A 19,045-nucleotide genomic window follows, 5' to 3' on the forward strand; every position below is an offset into this window, starting at 1 on the left:
CGACGTCGATCCAAACAGTCTTTACAGCAGGCCGGAACCTGAAGGAGGGCAGTGATGACCGATACGACGCGTACGCTCGTCAATTTCAACGGCCGGATCGTCATGATCGGATTCGGCTCGATCGGCCAGGGTGTCCTGCCCCTGCTGCGCCGCCATATCGGCCTGGCGCCTGAGAACATTGTCATCATAAATCCCGATCCAGGACCCGAGCCAATCGCAGCGGAATACGACGCCGCCTACATTGCGGAGGGGCTTACCATCGACAATTACCGGGAATTGCTGAGCCGCTACCTGCGCGCTGGGGATTTCCTGCTCAATCTCTCCGTGGATGTCTCCTCGGTGGACCTGGTCCGCTATGCCCACGAGGTCGGAGCCCTCTATCTGGATACCTGCATCGAGCCTTGGCTCGGATCCTACGTCGACGACAATCTGACACCCTCACAGCGGTCCAACTACGCGCTGCGTGAGGAGATGTTGGCCACCCGGCGTGAACTGGGCGATGGCCCGGCAGCCGTCATCACGCATGGTGCCAATCCCGGCCTGGTCAATCACTTCGTGAAGGTCGCGCTTCAGGATATCGCCAGGGACCTCGGCCATCCCCTGCCAGAGGGCCAGGGCCAAAAGGACTGGAGCCGGCTGGCCCGCGACCTGGGGGTGTGCACCATCCACATTGCCGAACGCGACACGCAGCGCAGCCGCACGCCCAAGGATGTGGATGAATTCATCAACACCTGGTCCATCGACGGCTTCTACAGCGAGGGCCTGCAACCAGCAGAGCTGGGCTGGGGCACGCACGAGAAGGCCCTTCCGGCCGACGGCGCGCGGCATGGCTTCGGCGCCGACGCGGCGATCTACCTCGAGCGGCCTGGTGCCGCCACCCAGGTGCGGACCTGGACGCCGCAGGCTGGACCAATACATGGCTTTCTCATTACCCACAACGAATCCATCTCGCTGCCCGATTACCTGACCTGTCACGAGCACGGCCAGGTCGCCTACCGCCCCACGGTTCATTATGCCTACCACCCCTGTGACAGCGCGGTGCTCAGCCTCCACGAACTGGCCGGGCGCGGCTGGGAGATGCAGTCCCGCAAGCGACTGATCGTCGAGGAGGTGATCGACGGCATGGATGAACTGGGCGTCCTGCTGGCCGGACATGACAGGAACGCCTACTGGTATGGCTCGCAGTTAACAATTGAGGAAGCACGCCAGCTCGCACCGCATAACAATGCCACCTCACTGCAGGTGACCGTTGCGGTCCTAGCCGGCCTGGTCTGGGCCATCGAGAATCCCGCTGCCGGCATCGTGGAGCCCGAGGAACTCGACCATGAGCGGATTCTGGAAATCTCCGAACCCTACCTGGGCCGGGTGACCGGTGCCTACACCGACTGGACCCCTCTGACCGGGCGCGGAACCTTGTTCCGGGAGGACCTGGACCTGGACGACCCCTGGCAGTTCCACAACGTCCGTGTTGTCTGAGAGAACCCATTTTCAGCAGGACAGAATTTCCCGTGCTTCCCCGGCACCGGGAAAAAGATGCCGAGGGGACGCCGCTGCCCTGAAAACCTCTCAGGCAAGTTCTTGATTCTTCTTATGATTAATCCGAACCCGGAATTGGCATCGCTCTTGCTTCCAGGGTGGTATGAGCATGGGAATCGAAAGCCAGAACCACATACGCCAGAACGAGCAGGGCCCGCGCAACTACGGCGCCTACTCCGAAGGTGCGCATCGCCCCGGGGAAATGAAGGTCCCCGAGCATGATGACCTGAGCTTCTGGGACGTCCTGGATGTCGTCAATCCGCTGCAGCACATTCCTGGCGTCAACATGGCCTATCGCGCCATCACCGGCGACCAGATGGAGGCCCCGGCACGGATTCTGGGCGGCATGCTCTATGGCGGCCCGACCGGCTTCGTCTCTGCCATTGCCAACAGCCTGCTGGAAGAAGGCACCGGTCGTGACCTGGGGGAAACCGTGATCGCCCAGGTGTTCGGAGAGGATGCGGCTCCGATTGATGCCGGTGGACAGCAGTACGCCGCCGGCGAGCCAGTTGAACGCAGCGCAGCCGCCGAGCAGGCACCGGCACAGATGACCCAGAGCAATGATACCGCCCGCCAGTCGAGCGAAAGCACGCAGGCCGCCCCGTCCACAGGATCAGGGTCGGCGGAATTGACGGGCATGGATGCCTTGCGCGCCTTTGCCTCCGACCAGCAGGGCGCGCCGAACCCGGCCCAGCAAAGCTCGTCGATACCGGAGGATGAAACGGACGGCGACTATTATGCGCTGAACCCGTCAGCGACACTGCCGACAACAGCCGCCACGACATCCAATCCGGCAGACGGCGGCCGTCCTGGCGAGCTCCAGCAGGCCCAGGCGCCCCTGTCCGCCCCTGCGAGCCGGAACGCCAGCGGCCCTCCACCAGCGGACAGCTTCATGCCCCTGGATAAAGGCAGCCTGCGCGGCCGCACTGCAGCCTCGGCCGAACGCGCTCCACTTCCCGAAAGTGTAAGCGGTCCCGCGGCCGATCAGCAGATGTCGGCTGGCTCCATGCAGGGAGGAGAGAAGATGGGTCTGCCCGGATCTGCCATGAACGTAATGCCCGGGGAACCCAGGGATGAAAGCCGTCCGGCGCCCGCCGCCCCTGGCCTGTCGGACTCTGGCGGGGCGGGGACAGGTGGCAACGTAGCCGAACAGATGAAAGCGGCCCTACTGAAATACCAGGCTCTACAGGACGACTGATTCCCTGATTTGCCACAGCATCTCCCGCGCCCGGCAGATCTCCATCTCAGCCGTTGATCAAGGCTTTCAATTGCCGGTTGGCAACGGTCAGCATGGCCAGGTCGGGAGTCTGCGTGTTCAGGACCTCGCCAAGCAGCTGATCCAGGCGATTGACCTGCAGGAAACGCTGCTCGGTCCAGGCCTTCAGCGCTTCTTCCGGATCGCCTCCCTTCTCGGAGAGAGTCAGCACCTCGGCGGTGATGTCCGCCTGGTAGTCATAGATATCGTCGACCAGGGCCGTAATGGCAGAACGCGTCCAGGCTGCATCCCGGGGCAGGCGGCCGGCCGTCCGTCTCAGCCAGTCACAGCCGAAGCGTGCACCGACATCGAAGTAGAGACTGGCCGTCTTTGTGACGCTGCGGCCTGATGTCTGGGCCAGCTGGATGATGTCGCTGGCCGGCGTCATGTGTTTCAGGCCCGCCACGCGCCAGGCCAGGCTTTCCGGTACGCCGTTGGCCATGTATTCGCGGGCCTCCTGCTCCAGAAGCCCCTTGTCCGGTTCCTCCAGCAGGCTTGGCAGGGCCTCGAAGAGCTCCTTGCTGCCCTTGCCGTGCCGCTCCACCGTGGCACGGATATCCAGAGGTTTTTCACCCTGGCGCAGGAAGCGCAGGCTGATCCGCTCGGCAAGCCGGCCACATTCGGTCAAAAGCTTGGCCTGCAGGTCGGTGTTGACCTTGTTGTCCAGGGTTTCGATTTCCTGCCAGAGTTCCGGCAGTGCCAGGGAATCCCGGGCCGCCACATAGGCACGCAGCACCTGTTCGGGGCTCTCGCCCGTGCGCTCCATCATCTCGAAGACGAAGGTGATGCCCAAGCGGTTGATCACTTCGTTCGTTAATTGCGTCGCCAGGATCTCCCGGCGCAAGCGATGCTCCCGGGCGTACTTGGCATACTTCTGCTGCAGAGGCTGCGGGAAGTATGCCAGCAGGTCGCGGTCCAGCCAGTCATCGTCCGGCAGGTTGGATTCGACCAGCGGCTCGTAGAGCGTGATCTTCGCATAGGCCAGCAGCACGGCCAGTTCCGGTCGTGTCAGGCCGATGTTGGCCGTGGCCCGGTCCTTTAGCGTTTCGTCGTCCGGCAGGGCCTCCAAACTGCGATTGAGCAAATCCGCCTTCTCGAGGGCCCGTATGAAACGTGCGAAACGGTCCAGCAAACGCACACCCAGACGGTTGCTGATGCTGATGGTCTGGGTTTGCAGATAGTTGTCCTTCAGGACCAGGGCCGCGACCTCTTCGGTCATCTCCTCAAGCAAAGCATTGCGACGCTTGCGAGACAGCTTCCCGGCCTCGACCGCCCCGCGCAGCAGGATCTTGATGTTGACCTCGTGGTCGGAACAGTCAACGCCGGCCGAGTTGTCGATGGCGTCGGTGTTGATCCGCCCGCCGGCCAGCGCAAACTCGATACGGGCTTTCTGGGTCATGCCCAGGTTTGCGCCCTCACCGATCACGCGGACGTTCAGGTCACGCCCATCAACACGGATGGGGTCGTTGTTGCGATCGCCAACCTCAGCGTTGCTTTCCGAGGAAGCCTTGATGTAGGTGCCGATCCCTCCGAACCAAAGCAGGTCGGCCTGACTCTTGAGAATGGCCGTAACCAGCTCATTGGGCGTGACCTTGTCCTTCTCCAGACCGAAGCAGGCCTTCATTTCCGCACTGACCGGAATCGACTTGGCCTTGCGGTCGAAGACACCGCCACCCTTCGAAATCAGCTTGCTGTCGTAATCCGTCCAGCTGCTGCGCGGCTTCTCGAACAGGCGCTTGCGTTCCTTCCAGGAGGCCTCGGCATCGGGGTCGGGATCCACGAAGATATGCAGGTGGTTGAATGCACCAATCAGGCGGATATGTTTCGACAGCAACATGCCGTTGCCGAAGACGTCGCCGGACATGTCGCCCACGCCAATGACCGTGAAGTCCTCTTCCTGGGTGTTGTGGCCCACTTCCCGGAAGTGACGCATGACGGACTCCCACGCGCCGCGCGCCGTGATGCCCATTTCCTTGTGGTCATACCCTTCGGAGCCGCCCGAAGCGAAGGCATCGTCCAGCCAGAAGCCGTAGTCGGCGGCCACGCCATTGGCAATGTCCGAGAAGGTTGCCGTGCCCTTGTCGGCCGCAACCACCATGTAAGGATCGTCATCGTCGTAGCGCACGACATTCTCGGGAGGCACCACCTTGCCTTCGACCAGGTTGTCGGTAACATCCAGCAGGGCCCGGATGAAGGTCTTATAGGACTCGATGCCTTCGTTCATCACGGCATCGCGGCCGGCCTCAGGCGGCGGCAGGCGCTTGGGCACGAAACCGCCCTTGGCCCCCACAGGCACGATGACGGCGTTCTTCACCTGCTGGGCCTTGACCAGCCCCAGGATCTCGGTACGGAAGTCCTCGCGCCGGTCGGACCAGCGCAAGCCACCACGCGCCACGGCACCGAAACGCAGGTGCACCCCCTCGACCCGCGGCGAATAGACAAAAATCTCGCGGAAGGGGCGCGGCTGCGGCAACTCCTCCAGCATGTCGGCATCGAACTTGAAAGAGATGTAGGGCTTCAGCGTACCTGTCTCGTCGGGCTGGAAATAGTTCGTGCGCAGCGTGGAAAGGACGAGATTGAGGTATCGCCGCAGGATGCGATCTTCGTCCAGGTTGGTGACATCGTCCAACCCGGCCTCGATCTCCGTGACCAACTTTGCACAGTCCTTTTCGGTTTGCTTGCGATTGTGGGCCCGCTTCGGATCGAAGCGGCGCAGGAACAGCCCCGCGATCTGGCGGGTCAGTTCTGAATTCCGCGCCAGCGTATCCTCCATATAGGCCTGGCTGAAGGGAATCTGGGTCTGCCGCAGGAAGCGGCAGAAGGCACGCATGATCCGGATTTCCCGGGCGGCCAAGCCCGCTGCCAGGACCAATCGGTTGAATCCATCGTTCTCCAGCCTGCCGGACCAGACCAGCTGGAACACCTCGTGAAAGGCCTCCCGGAACTTCTCGACATCCAGCTCGCTCGAGGACTGGCGTTCCAGTTCGAAATCATGAATCCAGATCTCGTCTGGCGCTTCCTTGATCTTCTTCTGTTCGTCGTCCAGTTTCAGGACATAGGGCACTTCGCCGATAACCCGCAGGCCCATGTTCTCCAGCATGGGCATGACATCGCTGAGATGTACCGGTCGCTCCGGCACGAACACTTTGAAGTTCAACTGCTCGGCATCGGAATCGGCAGGCCGGTAAAGGTCCATCTCTATGGCATGCCCGTCGTCCAGCTTTTCCATAAGCTGGACGTCCTTCAGCGCCTGCTCCTCGGTGAACTGCTCCTTGTATGCATTCGAGAAGGCACGCCCATATCGGCGCAGCAGACTATGTCCACGCTGTTCGCCGTAGTGCTCGACGAGGCAGCGTTCCAGGCTGTCGACCCAGGAGCGCGCCGTATAGGCAATCCGGCTTTCCAACTCGCGGACATCCACCTTGGGCACCTTGCCGCGCTTGGTGGCCACGATGACATGCAAGCGCGCCAGGGGAGAATCGCCCAGCATGGTCTGGAAGGAACTGACTTCACCGGCGTAGGCCTCGGCCACGATGTGCTGAAGCTTGTGCCTCAGGTTCGTATCGAAGCGGTCGCGTGGCACGTAGATCAGGCAGGAGACGAAGCGCTCGAAGGGATCCTTGCGCACGAACAGGGCGGTGCGCTGACGTTCCTGCAGGTTCAGGATACCCAGGGCGATCTCGGTCAATTCCTCCTGGTGAATCTGAAACAGTTCGTCGCGCGGGAAGGTCTCCAGGATGTGCAGCAGCGCCTTGCCATTGTGGCTGCCGGGCACGAACCCCGCCTGCTCGATGGTCTCGTCCACCTTGTGGCGCAACAGGGGTATGTGACGCGGGCTGCGCGAATAGGCGGTCGAGGTGAACAGGCCAATGAACAGCCGCTCGCCGGTCACCTCGCCCTTGGAGTTGAAGGTCTTGATGGCAATGGTGTCCAGATGGGTCGGCCGGTGAACGGTGGAACGGCTGTTGGCCTTGGTGATGCGCAGTAGTTCAGGCTTCTTCAGCCAATCCTGGACATCGGCCGGCAGCTTACCCAGGTCGCGCAGGCCGTCGAAAACCGAGAATTGCGGATCGCGCAACAGCCCCAGGCCGCTTTCGGAATCGATCTCCGCCACCGCGCTCTTGCCCTTGCCGGTAAAGCGGTATTCCCGGAAGCCCAAGTAGGTGAAATGGTCATCATCCAGCCACTCCAGGAAGGCAATGCCCTCGGATATCTCGTCGCGCGGAAGGCGCGGCGGATCACGATCCAGCTCCTTGATGATGTCCCAGCAACGCTGGCGCATCAGGCGCCAGTCCTCGACGGAGGCCCGCACATCTTCCAGCACCGCCGCCAGAGTCTTCTCGACCTTCTTGTGACGGGATTTCGGCTGCTCGCTGATCAGCAGCAGCATGTTCGATTCCGGACGCCCCACGTTCTGCGGATCGGCTGGATCTGCAACGGAGCTCAGGTTGCCCGCATCATCCCGCTCGACCAGAAGGATGGGGTGCACCACCAGGTAGACCTCAATCTCCATCTGGTTCAGCGCCGCCGTCACGGAATCCACCAGGAAGGGCATGTCGTCATTGACGATCTCAAGTGCGCTGTGCTGGCTCGTCCAGCCGTCTTGCTTTTCATCGGGATTGTAGACCCGCAGCTTGGCCGTACGGGCCTGTCGCTGCCCCGCGAAGTGCCAGAGCGAGGCAATGGCCCCGGCCAGGTTCTCCGGTGTCTCGTCCAGGATATCCTCGGGCGGCGCATCCTCCAGGAAGGCCTTGGCGAATTCCTGCGCAACCTTGGCCTGGGCCGTGTCCTTCAGCCTGCTCTCAAAAGTCGACAACGTGCGGGAGACAAGATCCGACTTCTGATCCTCGCTATGGGTAACCATGGATCGCCCTCTTCTTTCCTGCCGATCACGCGGCACACCGGGAGTTGTTTTGTCTCGCTCGTCGCGGGAAAGCCTCAGGCAAGGCCGGCCCTGTTACCCGCAGTGCGCGACAAGAGCTTTCATATGCACGATAACACTGCCCGAAAAATCGGCAAGGTGGCAGATTGCTTTCCGCTTAACACCCGATATCCTGTTCCAGTCACTGGATATTCCGAGAGCGATCTTGCTCCAGGATTCAGGTGATTTCCCCTTGCGGCTTTGCCACAATCCACCGCCAGCAGAACTGCGAAATCACTGCCTTGAGGAACAGGGAATGCCGCAAAGCGCCACGGCCCCCAGGCCCGTTTCCGACCAGCTGCGAGACATCATGGACAGGCTGACGCCTTCCGAGCGCCGGGCGGCGCGCGTGCTGATGAGCCACTATCCCATGGCCGGGCTGGAAAGCATCACCGTCTTTGCCCGCAGGGCCGGGGTCAGCGGTGCAACCATCCTCCGCCTTCTCGGCAAGTTGGGATTCTCGGGCTATCCCGAATTCCAGTCGGTGCTGCGCAGTGAACTCACCACCCGTCTGTCCTCGCCGCTGGGACGCTGGGAGGTACAGCAGCAGGAGCAGGTGCCCGAGAAGGATTTTCTAAGCCGCTTTGGCGCCCAGGTCAGCGAGAACATCGAACAGACCATCGACAGGCTGTCGCGTAGCGAATTCAACGCCATCGTCGATCTGCTCTGCCAACCGAAGCGCCCGCTCTATGTCCTGGGCGGGCGTTTCACCTCGGCCCTGGCCCACTATCTCTTCCTGCACCTGCGTGCCGTGCGTGCCAACGTTCACGAAGTGGGTGGCCAGAGTGCGGCCTGGCCGGACCAGCTGCTGGACCTGGGACGCAACGATGTCCTGGCTGCCTTCGACGTGCGCCGTTACCAGCCCGATATTGCCGCCTTCGTGACCGAGGCGGCGCGGCGCAGGACACGCATCATCCTGTTCACCGACGAATGGATGTCGCCGGCTGTGGCCCAGGCGGACCACGTCATTGCGGTGCGAACTATCAGCCCCTTCGGCTGGGACTCTTCGGCCGCTCTTATGATGACGGTGGAGGCCCTGGTCGCCGCTGTCATGGACCGCTTGGGCGACAGTTTTGCTGACCGCCTGAAGGATCTGGAGACGGTGCGCACGGCCTGGGCCTTGCCAGTACCCGATACGGATAAATGAGCAGCTCAGAGGGAGCAGAAGACAATGAACAGATAATTTCAGAATTGACATTATTTATCAGAGTTGGAAAAAGTTATCCAAACTGGCCCTGCGGCCGCGCAAAGGCGCGCTGCTCCGGGCTTGAACTTGCAGGAAATCCTCATTTCGGCGCACGGAGGCTGTGCAGCCGAACAATCAGACAGGGAGTGGGAGCATGCGGGCAGCAGACGTGAAGACTGCGGAAGACGCCGTCAAACTGATACGCGAGCGTGACGTCAAGGACATCAAGGTTGCGGTCTTCGACAGCGACGGGATCATGCGCGGCAAGTACATGTCGCGCGACAAGTTCCTCTCGGCACTGGAAGGCGGCTTCGGATTCTGCGACGTGGTGCTGGGCTGGGATTCCCACGACCAGATGTACGACAACACCACCTTTACCGGCTGGCACACCGCCTACCCCGACGCGCAGGTGCGCGTGTTGCCCGAGACCTGCCGGGAACTTCCGCTCGAGGACAACACGCTTCTTTTCCTGGGCGAGTTCGCGGAAAAGGGCGAGGCGGTCTGTCCGCGCGGTGTTCTGCGCCGTGTGTTGCAGCGCGCTGCCGACATGGGCCTTGTACCCCATGCCGCTTGCGAGTTCGAGTTCTTCCTGTTCGACGAAACACCCCAGAGCATCCGCGAGAAGAACTACCAGGACCTGAAGTGCATCACGCCGGGCTTCTTCGGCTATTCCGTGCTGCGCAACTCGGTCTTCTCGGAGTTCTATCAGGACCTGATGCACCTGGGTCGCGAGATGGACTTCCCCATCGAGGGTCTGCACACCGAGACCGGCCCCGGCGTGCTGGAAGCCGCCATCGCCGTCGACGACGCCCTGTCCGCCGCCGACAAGGCCGCACTGTTCAAGACCTTCACCAAGGTACTGGCCCAGCGCAATGGCTGGATGGCCACCTTCATGGCCAAGTGGTCGCCCGACTGGCCGGGCCAGAGCGGCCACATCCACATTTCGCTGAAGGACTCCAAGAGCGGCGAGGCCGTCTTCCACGACCCTTCCAAGGACAATGCCATAAGCGACACCATGCGCCACTTCATCGGTGGCCAGCAGAAGCTGATGCCCGAACTGGCGGCCATGATCGCCTGCACGGTGAACAGCTACACGCGCCTGATTCCGGGCTTCTGGGCGCCGACGGCCGCGACCTGGGGCTTCGAGAATCGCACCACGGCCCTGCGCGCCATCGGTGGATCCCCCAAGGCGCAACGGGTGGAATACCGCATTTCCGCAGCCGACATTAATCCCCATATAGCACTGGCCGCCGCCCTTGGCTCCGGGCTCTGGGGCATCGAGAACAAAATCGAGCCGACAGCCCCGGTGGTGGGCAATGCCTACGAGAAGAAAACCACCCGCAGCCAGCAGCTGCCCCGCACCCTGAGCGAAGCCGCCGAACGGCTGCAGCGTTCCAAGGTGGCCAACGAACTGTTCGGCAAGGACTTCGTGGAACACTATGCCGCCACGCGCGAATGGGAAGATCGCGAGGCTCGCAAGGCCATTACGGACTGGCAGCTTAACCGCTACTTCGAGATTATTTGAGGAACCAACTAGATGACTGAAATGCTGAAGACCGTCAGCCCCGTTGACGGAAGCGTCTATGTTGAACGCCCGCTCGCCGACGAGGGCGAGCTGGACCGGGCCCTTGAGCGCGCCCGCCAGGGCCAGCGCATCTGGCGGAACACCCCTGTCGAGAAGCGCTGTGCCATTCTCAGCCGCGCTATCGACTATCTGGTCGAGCGCAAGGACCAGCTCTCCGAGCAGGTTGCCTGGCAGATGGGCCGCCCGATCTCCCAGGCTCCGGCCGAAGTTGGCGGCATGGAAGAACGCGCCCGCCACATGATCGAGATTGCCCCCGAGGCACTGGCCGACATCCGGCCGACGCCCAAGGACGGCTTCGAGCGTTTCATCCGACGCGAGCCCCAGGGCATTGTCGCCATCATCGCACCCTGGAACTATCCTTTCCTGACTTCGGTCAACGCCGTCATCCCGGCGCTCGCTGCGGGCAACGCGGTCATTCTCAAGCCCTCGCACCAGACACCGCTCAGCGCTGAGCGCTACGCCGAGGCCTTCGCCGCCGCCGGCCTGCCTGAGGGCGTCTTCCAGCCGCTGCACCTTTCGCATCCGGTCTCCGAAAAGATGATGGCCGATCCCCGCGTCAACTTCGTCTGCTTCACCGGCTCGGTGAAGGGCGGCCATACGGTGCAAAAGGCCATCTCGAACCACTTTGCCGGTGCCGGACTCGAACTTGGCGGCAAGGATCCGGCCTACGTGCGCGGCGATGCCGACCTGCAGCATGCCGTGGACAGCCTGGTGGACGGCAGTTTCTTCAACTCCGGACAGTCCTGCTGCGGGATCGAACGCATCTACGTGGATGCCAAGCTCTATGACAGCTTCGTCGAGGCCTTTGTCACACAGACCCGCGGATATCGCCTGGGCAACCCGCTCGAGGACGAGACGACCATCGGGCCGATGGTACGCCCCGCCGCCGCTGACTTCGTGCGCGGCCAGGTCAAGGAGGCTGTGGAGGCCGGCGCGCGCGCCCTGGTGGATCCCGCCGAATTCCCTGCCAACGAGGAGGGCTCTGCCTATCTGGCGCCGCAGGTCCTGGTGGACGTGAACCACGACATGCGGGTGATGCGTGAAGAAACCTTCGGCCCGGTTGCGGCCATCATGAAGGTGAACTCCGATGAAGAAGCCATCTCGCTGATGAACGACAGCGACTTCGGCCTGACGGCCGCCGTCTGGACGTCGGATGCAGAAGCGGCGCAGCGCATCGGCGACGCGGTCGAGACCGGCACCTTCTTCATGAACCGCTGCGATTACCTGGACCCGGCGCTGGCCTGGACGGGCATCAAGGACTCGGGGCGCGGCTGCACGCTATCGCGCCTGGGCTATGAATCGCTGACACGGCCCAAGTCCTTCAACCTTCGCACGAAGCTCTGACTTGCGTCACCAGAAGCAGCCAGCACGCGCGCCACGCTTTCAAGAGGACATCCGATCATGACCGAGCTTTCCGGTAACTGGGGCTATCCAACCAACATCTGGGCCGGACCCGGCCGCATTCACGAACTGCCCGAAGCCTGTCGTCAGCTGGGCATTTCACGCCCACTGCTGATCACCGATGCAGGCCTGAAGGATGCACCCATCGTCCAGGAAACCATCGACATCGCCGAAGGAGAGGGGTTGCACACCACGCTCTTCGCCGAAGTGAAGGGCAATCCGGTTGGCGAAAACGTGGATGCAGGGGTACGCGCCTACCGCGAGGGCGGCCATGACGGCGTCATCGCCTTCGGTGGTGGCAGTGGTCTGGATGCCGCGAAGGCCGTGGCGCTGATGGTCGGACAGACCCGCCCCATCTGGGATTTCGAGGATGTGGGCGATAACTGGAAGCGGGCCAATGCCGAGGGCATCGCCCCCGTGGTCGCCGTTCCCACCACCGCCGGCACCGGCTCCGAGGTGGGCCGTGCCTCGGTCATCACAAACGAGGCCACGCACGAGAAGAAGATCATCTTCCATCCCCGCATGCTGCCGGGAATCGTGATCGAGGATCCCGGTCTGACCATCGGCTTGCCGGCCAAGATCACGGCCGCCACCGGGCTGGATGCCTTCGTGCACTGCTTCGAGGCCTATTGCGCGCCGGGTTTCCATCCCCTGGCCGACGGTTTCGCCATCGAGGGCATGCGGCTCATCAAGGAATTCCTGCCGCGCGCCTACGAGAATGGCGAGGACATCGAGGCGCGGGCCAACATGCTGGCTGCGGCCAGCATGGGCGCGGCCGCCTTCCAGAAGGGCCTGGGCGCCGTCCACGCCATCGCGCATCCCGTGGGCGCGCTCTACGACACCCACCACGGACTCACCAACGCGATCATCCTGCCCTATGTCATGCAGTACAACCGTCCGGTCATCGCCGAACGCATGGACCTGGTCGGCCGTGTCCTGGACCTGCCCAAGGGCGGCTTCGACGGCGTCCTCGACTGGGTGCTGGAATTCCGGGAGGCGATGAACATCCCCAACAGCCTGGCCGAAATCGGCGTCGATGCGGAGCGCTCTGCCGACATCGGCCGCATGGCCATCGAGGACCCCTCGGCCGGCGGCAATCCCCAAAAGCTGACCGCCGAGACCCTCGAACACATCTTCCTCTCGGCCCAGAGCGGACTCCTGCGGGAGGCCGTGTAATGGCGCAGCTGCGCATCCTGGTGGTGGACGGCAACACGCCGCAGCTCAACGATGCGCATGCCTCGCTGGGCGGCAAGCGGACAGCCGACCACTACATTTCCGTGCTCAAGTCGCTGAATCCGGATGTGGAATGCGACAGCGTTCATCCTGCCGACACCTCGGGGGGCAGCCTGCCCTTGACCGGGGAACTGGCGGCCTATGACGGCATCGCCTGGACGGGCTCGGCTCTCAATGTCTACAACGATGAACCGGAAGTGAAACGCCAGGTCGAACTGGCCCATGCCGCCTTCGCCTCGGGCACCCCCATCTTCGGCAGTTGCTGGGGGCTGCAGGTGGCCACCGTGGCCGCGGGCGGCGAAGTCCGGGCCAACCCCCTGGGCCGTGAAATCGGTTTTGCCCGGCGCATCCGCCTCTTGGGGGAAGGCGGAACGCATCCTCTGCTGGCGGGCAAGGACCCGGTCTTCGATGCCATCTGCGTCCATCTGGACGAGGTTTCGGTAGAACCGCCTGGCATGACCGTCCTGGCCGGCAACGAGGTCAGCCGTATCCAGGCGGCGGAGATTCGCCACGACAACAGCGTTTGCTGGGCGGTCCAGTACCACCCGGAATATGATTTCAACGAGATCGCCACGGTTATCCTGCGCTACCGTGAACGCATGCTTGCCGACGGCTTCTTTGCCGACATGGCGGCGCTGGAACGCTTTACCGGCGACCTGAAGGCCCTGCAGGCCGATCCCGGCCGCAAGGACCTGAGCTGGCTCTATGGCCTCAACGGAATGGTCCTGGATGCCGCCGCTCGCAATCGCGAACTGGCCAACTGGCTGGACCATCTGGTCATCCCGGCTGCCCGCGAACGGGGACGGGGCTGACCCGATCGGCTGCAGATCTGCCCCTTCACTGCGCTTAATGGGTTGATCGCCTGCAGTGAAGCGTTCCACAATGCCACCGCGAATCGGGGAGAGCATCGGTGATCGCACGAGCCAGGGAAGGCGGCTCGGAACGGGGGGACGATGAAGGCGCGTGGATATCTTCGGGCTGCGGTGGCCTGTGGTTTTGCTGTCATGGTTGCCGGCTGCGGCCTGGCCGAGGCCCCGCTGATCGATCCGGCGGGACCGCAAGCCCTGGCGGAGCGCAACCTGCTGTTCACCGCCCTGGCCCTGATGATGCTCGTGGTGATCCCCGTCTTCGCCATGACCTTTTTTTTCATCCTTCGGTACCGCGCTTCGAACAGGACGGCGCGCTACGAGCCTGACTGGTCCTACTCCGGCCTGGTCGATACCATCATCTGGATCGTGCCGGCCCTGATCGTGATCTCCCTGGGGGTCCTGCTCTGGAACGCGACACACAGGCTGGACCCCTACAAGCAGCTGCACACCAAGGAAGAGGCACTCGAGGTTCAGGTCGTGGCCCAGGACTGGAAGTGGCTGTTCATCTATCCCGAACAGGGCGTTGCCTCGGTCAACGAGCTGGCCTTTCCCAGCGACCGGCCGCTTAGCCTGCGCATCACCTCCGACACGGTCATGAATTCCTTCCACATCCCTGCGCTCGCCGGCCAGATCTATGCCATGGCGGGCATGCAGACGCGGCTCAACCTCCTGGCCGACGCGCCCGGGACCTTCACGGGCCGCAACGTCCAGTACAGCGGCGATGGCTTTTCCGGCCAGCATTTCAAGGCAATCGCCCAGACAGGGGAAGACTTCCAGGACTGGGTGGAACAGGCCCGGCAGGCCTCGGACTCGCTTGATGCAGACAGCTACAAGGCGCTGGCGAAACCCAGCAGCAACCACCCCGTGACCTATTACGCGGACGTGAAGGCAAACCTGTTCCAGGACATCATTTCGAAATACGCCCCACGTCCTGGCCCCCCATCGGCGCAAGCCTCGGTCACCCCCGAATCCGCTGTGGAGTCCCGCAATGCTAGGTAAACTGACACTCGATGCATTGCCCTTCTACAGCTGGGTTGCCATGGGAGGTGCGGGCCTGATCGTCTTCGGCGGGTTTGCCGTGGTCGCGCTCATCACCTGGTTCGGTCTCTGGCGCTATCTCTGGACCGAATGGCTCACCAGCGTCGACCACAAGCGGGTCGGCATCATGTACATCGTGCTGGCCCTGGTCATGCTGCTGCGCGGATTCATCGACGCCATAATGATGCGCGCGCAGCAGGCCTTTGCACTGAATTCCGACGGCTACCTGCCACCCGATCACTTCGACCAGATCTTTTCCTCACACGGCACCATCATGATCTTCTTCATGGCCATGCCGTTCCTCTCGGGCCTGATCAACGTCATCATGCCGCAACAGATCGGTGCGCGCGACGTGGCCTTCCCCTTCCTGAACTCACTGAGCCTCTGGCTGAGTGCCGCCGGCGCCGCTCTGGTCATGATCTCGCTGGTGCTGGGCACCTTCTCCACAGCCGGCTGGACCGGTTATCCGCCCTATTCCGGCATCGCCCACAACCCCTCGGTTGGCGTCGACTACTGGATCTGGGCGATCCTGGTCAGCGGCGTCGGCACGACGCTGACCGGCATCAACTTCGTGGTCACGATCCTCAAGCGGCGCGCCCCCGGCATGAAGCTGATGCGCATGCCGCTGTTCACCTGGACCGCCTTCTGCTCAAGCCTTCTGATGATCTTCGCCTTCCCGGCGCTCACCGTAGTGGTCTCCATGCTGGCCCTGGACCGCATCTTCGGCCTGCATTTCTTCACCAATGCCGATGGCGGCAACATGATGAACTACATCAACCTCTTCTGGATCTGGGGGCATCCGGAGGTCTATATCCTGATCCTGCCGGCCTTCGGCGTCTTCTCCGAAGTCGTGGCCACCTTCTCGCGCAAGCGCCTGTTCGGCTATACATCCCTGGTCATCGCCACGATGGCGATTGGGCTGCTCTCCTTCACCGTCTGGCTGCATCACTTCTTCACCATGGGCTCGAGCGCCAGCGTCAACGCCTTCTTCGGCATCGCCACCATGGTCATTGCGGTGCCGACGGGGGTGAAGGTCTTCGACTGGCTGCTGACCATGTTCAGGGGCCGCATCGAGTTCCCTCCACCGATGCTCTGGACCCTCGGATTCATCGTGACCTTCGTCATCGGCGGCGTCACCGGCGTGCTGCTGGCCCTGCCGCCCGTCGACTATCTGATGCACAACACGACATTCCTGGTGGCCCACTTTCACAACATGATCATCCCGGGCGTCCTCTTCGGCTTCCTCGCCGGCTACATGTACTGGTTTCCCAAGATGTTCGGTTTCACCCTGGATGCACGTTGGGGGGCGCGCTCTTTCTGGTGCTGGATCATCGGCTTCTACCTCGCCTTCATGCCGCTTTACCTCTTGGGCTTCATGGGCATGCCGCGCCGTCTGGAGCAGTACAACGTTCCGGAGTGGCAGCCCTACCTGATCGTTGCCGCGCTGGGCGCCGTCGTTATCCTTGGCGGCATCGCCTGCCTGATCATCCAGCTGGCGGTCAGTATCCGTACGCGCCACGAACGGCGCGACCTGACCGGCGATCCCTGGGACGGACGCACCCTGGAGTGGATGACCGCCTCGCCGCCGGCCCCCTACAACTTTGCAGTCCTGCCCCAGGTGGAAAGCATCGATGCCTTCCACGAGATGAAGAAGCAGGGCAAGGCCGACCAGCGGCCACAGCACTACAGCGACATCGAGCTGCCGCGCAGCACAGCGGCCGGGGTCCTGCTGGGTGCCCTGGCCTTCCTGCTGGGTTTTGCCGTGGTCTGGCATATCTGGTGGCTCGCCATTGCTGCCCTGGCGGCCATTGTCGGCACCGTCATTGCACGCAGCTTCGATGACGACTGTGAGTTCGTCCTTCCTGCCGAAGAGGTCGAGCGCACCGAAACCCGTCACCACCAGTTGCGACAGGCCGCGGCGCGTTGGGCGGCGGACAGTGCCCGCGACCAGACCGCAGACTCCCCGGCACTCCAGGAACAGACGCCATGACGGTCCAGGACAGAGTCCATTCCCCCGAGGAAGGCGCCGCACAGGGAGGGGCTTACGAGGAGCGGACGCTCGGCTTCTGGCTCTACATGCTCAGCGATGCCGTCATCTTCGCCCTGCTCTTCGCGACCTACCTGGTCATGGCCGGCAACATCGCCGGCGCGCCCTCGCCGCAAAGCCAGTTCAGCCTGACCCACGCCTTCGGCGAGACTCTGCTGCTGCTGACCAGCAGTCTGACCTTTGGCCTTGCCAGCCTGGCCCAGAAAGCGAACCGGCCCAGGCTGCTTCAGGCCTTTCTGCTGGTCACCTTCCTGCTGGGCCTGGGATTTGTCCTGATGGAACTGGTGGAGTTCCAGGGCATGATTGCCGCAGGCGCCGGCCCGGACCAGAGCGGTGCGCTCTCGTCCTTCTTCGTGCTGGTGGGCACCCACGGCCTGCACGTCTCTGTCGGACTGCTCTGGATCCTGGTCATGATGAGCCAGGTGGCCCTGAAGGGGCTTACCGCCCCCGTGTCCTCGCGCCTCGCGCGACTTGGCCTGTTCTGGCACTTCCTGGACATCATCTGGGTGGGCATCTTCTCCGTCGTCTATCTGCCGGGAGTCCTGGAATGACCGATTCGTCCTCCAACAGTCCTGCAAGACCGGCCCTGCCGGGGCTGAAACGCTACCTGACCGGCTTCGTCCTGGCGCTGATCCTGACGGTCATTCCCTTTGCCCTGGTCGCCACCGGAAGCTTGCCACGCACGGAAACGCTGCTTGTCGTCGTGGCCGCCGCCGTGGTCCAGATCCTGGTCCACCTGCGCTTCTTCCTGCATCTGGGGGTCTCGACGACTCCCCGCGAGACGCTTCTGGCGATCGCATTTGCCTCGGTGCTGATCTTCATCATGATCGGCGGCAGCATCTGGATCATGTTCGACCTGCACCAGCGCATGTTTGCGTGAAGATGAGGCGACCTACTCCTCGACCGGCCCGCTGACCCCGGCCTCCTCGAAGGTCGCCATGCCGATGTGACAGGCTACGGCCGACTGCAGGATCTGGATGCCCAAGGTGGCGCCGGAGCCTTCGCCCAGGCGCATCCCCAGGTTCATCAGCGGGGTCTTGCCAAGCACCTCCAGCAGGCGGGCATGTCCGGGCTCGACCGATTGGTGGCCGACAATGCAGTGATCCAGCGCGCGGGAATCGGCAGCATGCAGCACGGCCGCCGCTGCGGTGCAGGCGAAGCCGTCCAGGACCACGGGGATGCGTCCCATGCGGCAAGCCAGGATGGCGCCAGCAATGGCGGCCAGCTCAAGGCCGCCCAGGCAGCGCAGGATCTCGAAGGGGTCCGTCATCTCGGTCTGGTTGGCCGCCAGCCCGGCCGCCACGGTCTCGGCTTTGCGCACCAGGCCCGCTTCGTCCACGCCGGTACCGCTTCCGACCCAGTCGGACGCTTCGCCCCCGAAAAGGGCGCAACACAGCGCCGCTGCCGAGGTCGTGTTGCCGATGCCCATCTCGCCGACGGCCATGACATCGAAGCCCTCTTCCACCGACATCATGCCGTAGGAGAGCGCAAGCGCGCAGTCCTCCTCGTTCATGGCCGGACCTTGGGTGAAATCCCCTGTCGGCTGGTCCAGGGCCATTTCATAGACCCTAAGGTCGGCACCCACGTTGCCGGCCAACTGGTTCACGGCGGCACCGCCATTGATGAAGTTCTGCACCATCTGCTCGGTCACGCTGGCGGGATAGGCCGAGACACCATGTGCCGTGATGCCATGATTCCCGGCAAACACCGCCACGCGCGGCCGGTCCATGGACGGACGCTTGCGTCCTTGCCAGGTGGCCAGCCAAACGGCAAGCTCCTCCAGCCGGCCGAGCGAACCCGCCGGTTTTGTCAGCTGCGTCTGATGCTGCAGGGCGGCCGTGCCCGCGTCCATGTCCGGTCCCGGAAGTTCCGGCAGAAGCTGCCGGATCTCTTCCAGGCTGGCATTTTCATCCTGGGAATCGCTCATGCTTTGTCCTTGTCCCGGCAAGGGTGTTTCACCCGGCCTGCCGTGCT

At 63.1% G+C, this 19,045-nt stretch carries 13 protein-coding genes; 11 read left to right on the forward strand and 2 right to left on the reverse strand.

The genetic code is table 11. The annotated features are described in order from the left end of the window. Positions 1-54 precede the first annotated feature (54 nt). Together BP38_RS0104080 and BP38_RS0104085 are read left to right on the forward strand one after the other, a co-directional pair. Complete coding sequence (locus BP38_RS0104080; RefSeq protein ID WP_026986690.1) at positions 55-1,476, forward strand: homospermidine synthase; 1,422 nt, start codon at positions 55-57, stop codon at positions 1,474-1,476. A gap of 163 nt (positions 1,477-1,639) precedes the next feature. Next, the gene (locus BP38_RS0104085; protein ID WP_026986691.1) at positions 1,640-2,734 is read left to right on the forward strand and encodes a hypothetical protein; all 1,095 of its coding nucleotides are present in this window, start codon (positions 1,640-1,642) and stop codon (positions 2,732-2,734) included. A gap of 46 nt (positions 2,735-2,780) precedes the next feature. Here the strand turns inward: BP38_RS0104085 and BP38_RS0104090 are convergent, their stop codons facing one another. Continuing rightward, positions 2,781-7,655, reverse strand: coding sequence for an NAD-glutamate dehydrogenase (locus BP38_RS0104090; RefSeq protein WP_026986692.1), 4,875 nt, complete (start codon positions 7,653-7,655; stop codon positions 2,781-2,783). Between the two features lie 313 nt (positions 7,656-7,968). Here BP38_RS0104090 and BP38_RS18915 point away from each other — a divergent pair, with 313 nt between their 5' ends. The 9 genes from BP38_RS18915 to cyoD all read left to right on the forward strand — a co-directional run bounded on the left by BP38_RS18915 (position 7,969) and on the right by cyoD (position 17,951). Next, a complete protein-coding gene (locus BP38_RS18915; protein ID WP_051608952.1) occupies positions 7,969-8,859 on the forward strand; it encodes a MurR/RpiR family transcriptional regulator in 891 nt (296 codons plus the stop codon). 193 nt (positions 8,860-9,052) lie between these two features. Continuing rightward, positions 9,053-10,423 carry a glutamine synthetase family protein gene (locus BP38_RS0104100; protein ID WP_026986693.1) on the forward strand — a complete coding sequence of 457 codons (1,371 nt, stop codon included), beginning with the start codon at positions 9,053-9,055 and terminating at the stop codon, positions 10,421-10,423. A gap of 12 nt (positions 10,424-10,435) precedes the next feature. Next, positions 10,436-11,827 carry an aldehyde dehydrogenase family protein gene (locus BP38_RS0104105; RefSeq protein ID WP_026986694.1) on the forward strand — a complete coding sequence of 464 codons (1,392 nt, stop codon included), beginning with the start codon at positions 10,436-10,438 and terminating at the stop codon, positions 11,825-11,827. Between the two features lie 57 nt (positions 11,828-11,884). Continuing rightward, positions 11,885-13,060: an iron-containing alcohol dehydrogenase gene (locus BP38_RS0104110; RefSeq protein ID WP_026986695.1), complete on the forward strand. Its 1,176-nt coding sequence runs from the start codon at positions 11,885-11,887 to the stop codon at positions 13,058-13,060. After that, the gene (locus BP38_RS0104115; RefSeq protein WP_035723553.1) at positions 13,060-13,929 is read left to right on the forward strand and encodes a type 1 glutamine amidotransferase; all 870 of its coding nucleotides are present in this window, start codon (positions 13,060-13,062) and stop codon (positions 13,927-13,929) included. The genes BP38_RS0104110 and BP38_RS0104115 overlap by 1 nt, the downstream gene beginning before the upstream one ends. A gap of 141 nt (positions 13,930-14,070) precedes the next feature. Next, the gene (cyoA, locus tag BP38_RS18920; RefSeq protein ID WP_211250227.1) at positions 14,071-14,985 is read left to right on the forward strand and encodes a ubiquinol oxidase subunit II; all 915 of its coding nucleotides are present in this window, start codon (positions 14,071-14,073) and stop codon (positions 14,983-14,985) included. After that, positions 14,975-17,014: a cytochrome o ubiquinol oxidase subunit I gene (cyoB, locus tag BP38_RS18925; protein ID WP_081816449.1), complete on the forward strand. Its 2,040-nt coding sequence runs from the start codon at positions 14,975-14,977 to the stop codon at positions 17,012-17,014. Before cyoA ends, cyoB begins: the two co-directional genes overlap by 11 nt. Beyond that, on the forward strand, positions 17,011-17,622 hold the full coding sequence (gene cyoC, locus BP38_RS0104130) for a cytochrome o ubiquinol oxidase subunit III (protein WP_026986697.1): 612 nt from the start codon (positions 17,011-17,013) through the stop codon (positions 17,620-17,622). Before cyoB ends, cyoC begins: the two co-directional genes overlap by 4 nt. Next, positions 17,619-17,951 (forward strand): cytochrome o ubiquinol oxidase subunit IV, encoded by a 333-nt coding sequence (gene cyoD, locus BP38_RS0104135; RefSeq protein ID WP_026986698.1) that lies wholly within the window; start codon positions 17,619-17,621, stop codon positions 17,949-17,951. The genes cyoC and cyoD overlap by 4 nt, the downstream gene beginning before the upstream one ends. Positions 17,952-17,963: 12 nt before the next feature. On the opposite strand, the gene cobT is transcribed toward cyoD, so the two are convergent. Further along, positions 17,964-18,998: a nicotinate-nucleotide--dimethylbenzimidazole phosphoribosyltransferase gene (cobT, locus tag BP38_RS0104140; RefSeq protein ID WP_026986699.1), complete on the reverse strand. Its 1,035-nt coding sequence runs from the start codon at positions 18,996-18,998 to the stop codon at positions 17,964-17,966. Positions 18,999-19,045 lie beyond the last annotated feature (47 nt).

Source organism: Fodinicurvata fenggangensis DSM 21160, from assembly GCF_000686045.1.
Taxonomy (GTDB): domain Bacteria; phylum Pseudomonadota; class Alphaproteobacteria; order Kiloniellales; family DSM-21159; genus Fodinicurvata; species Fodinicurvata fenggangensis.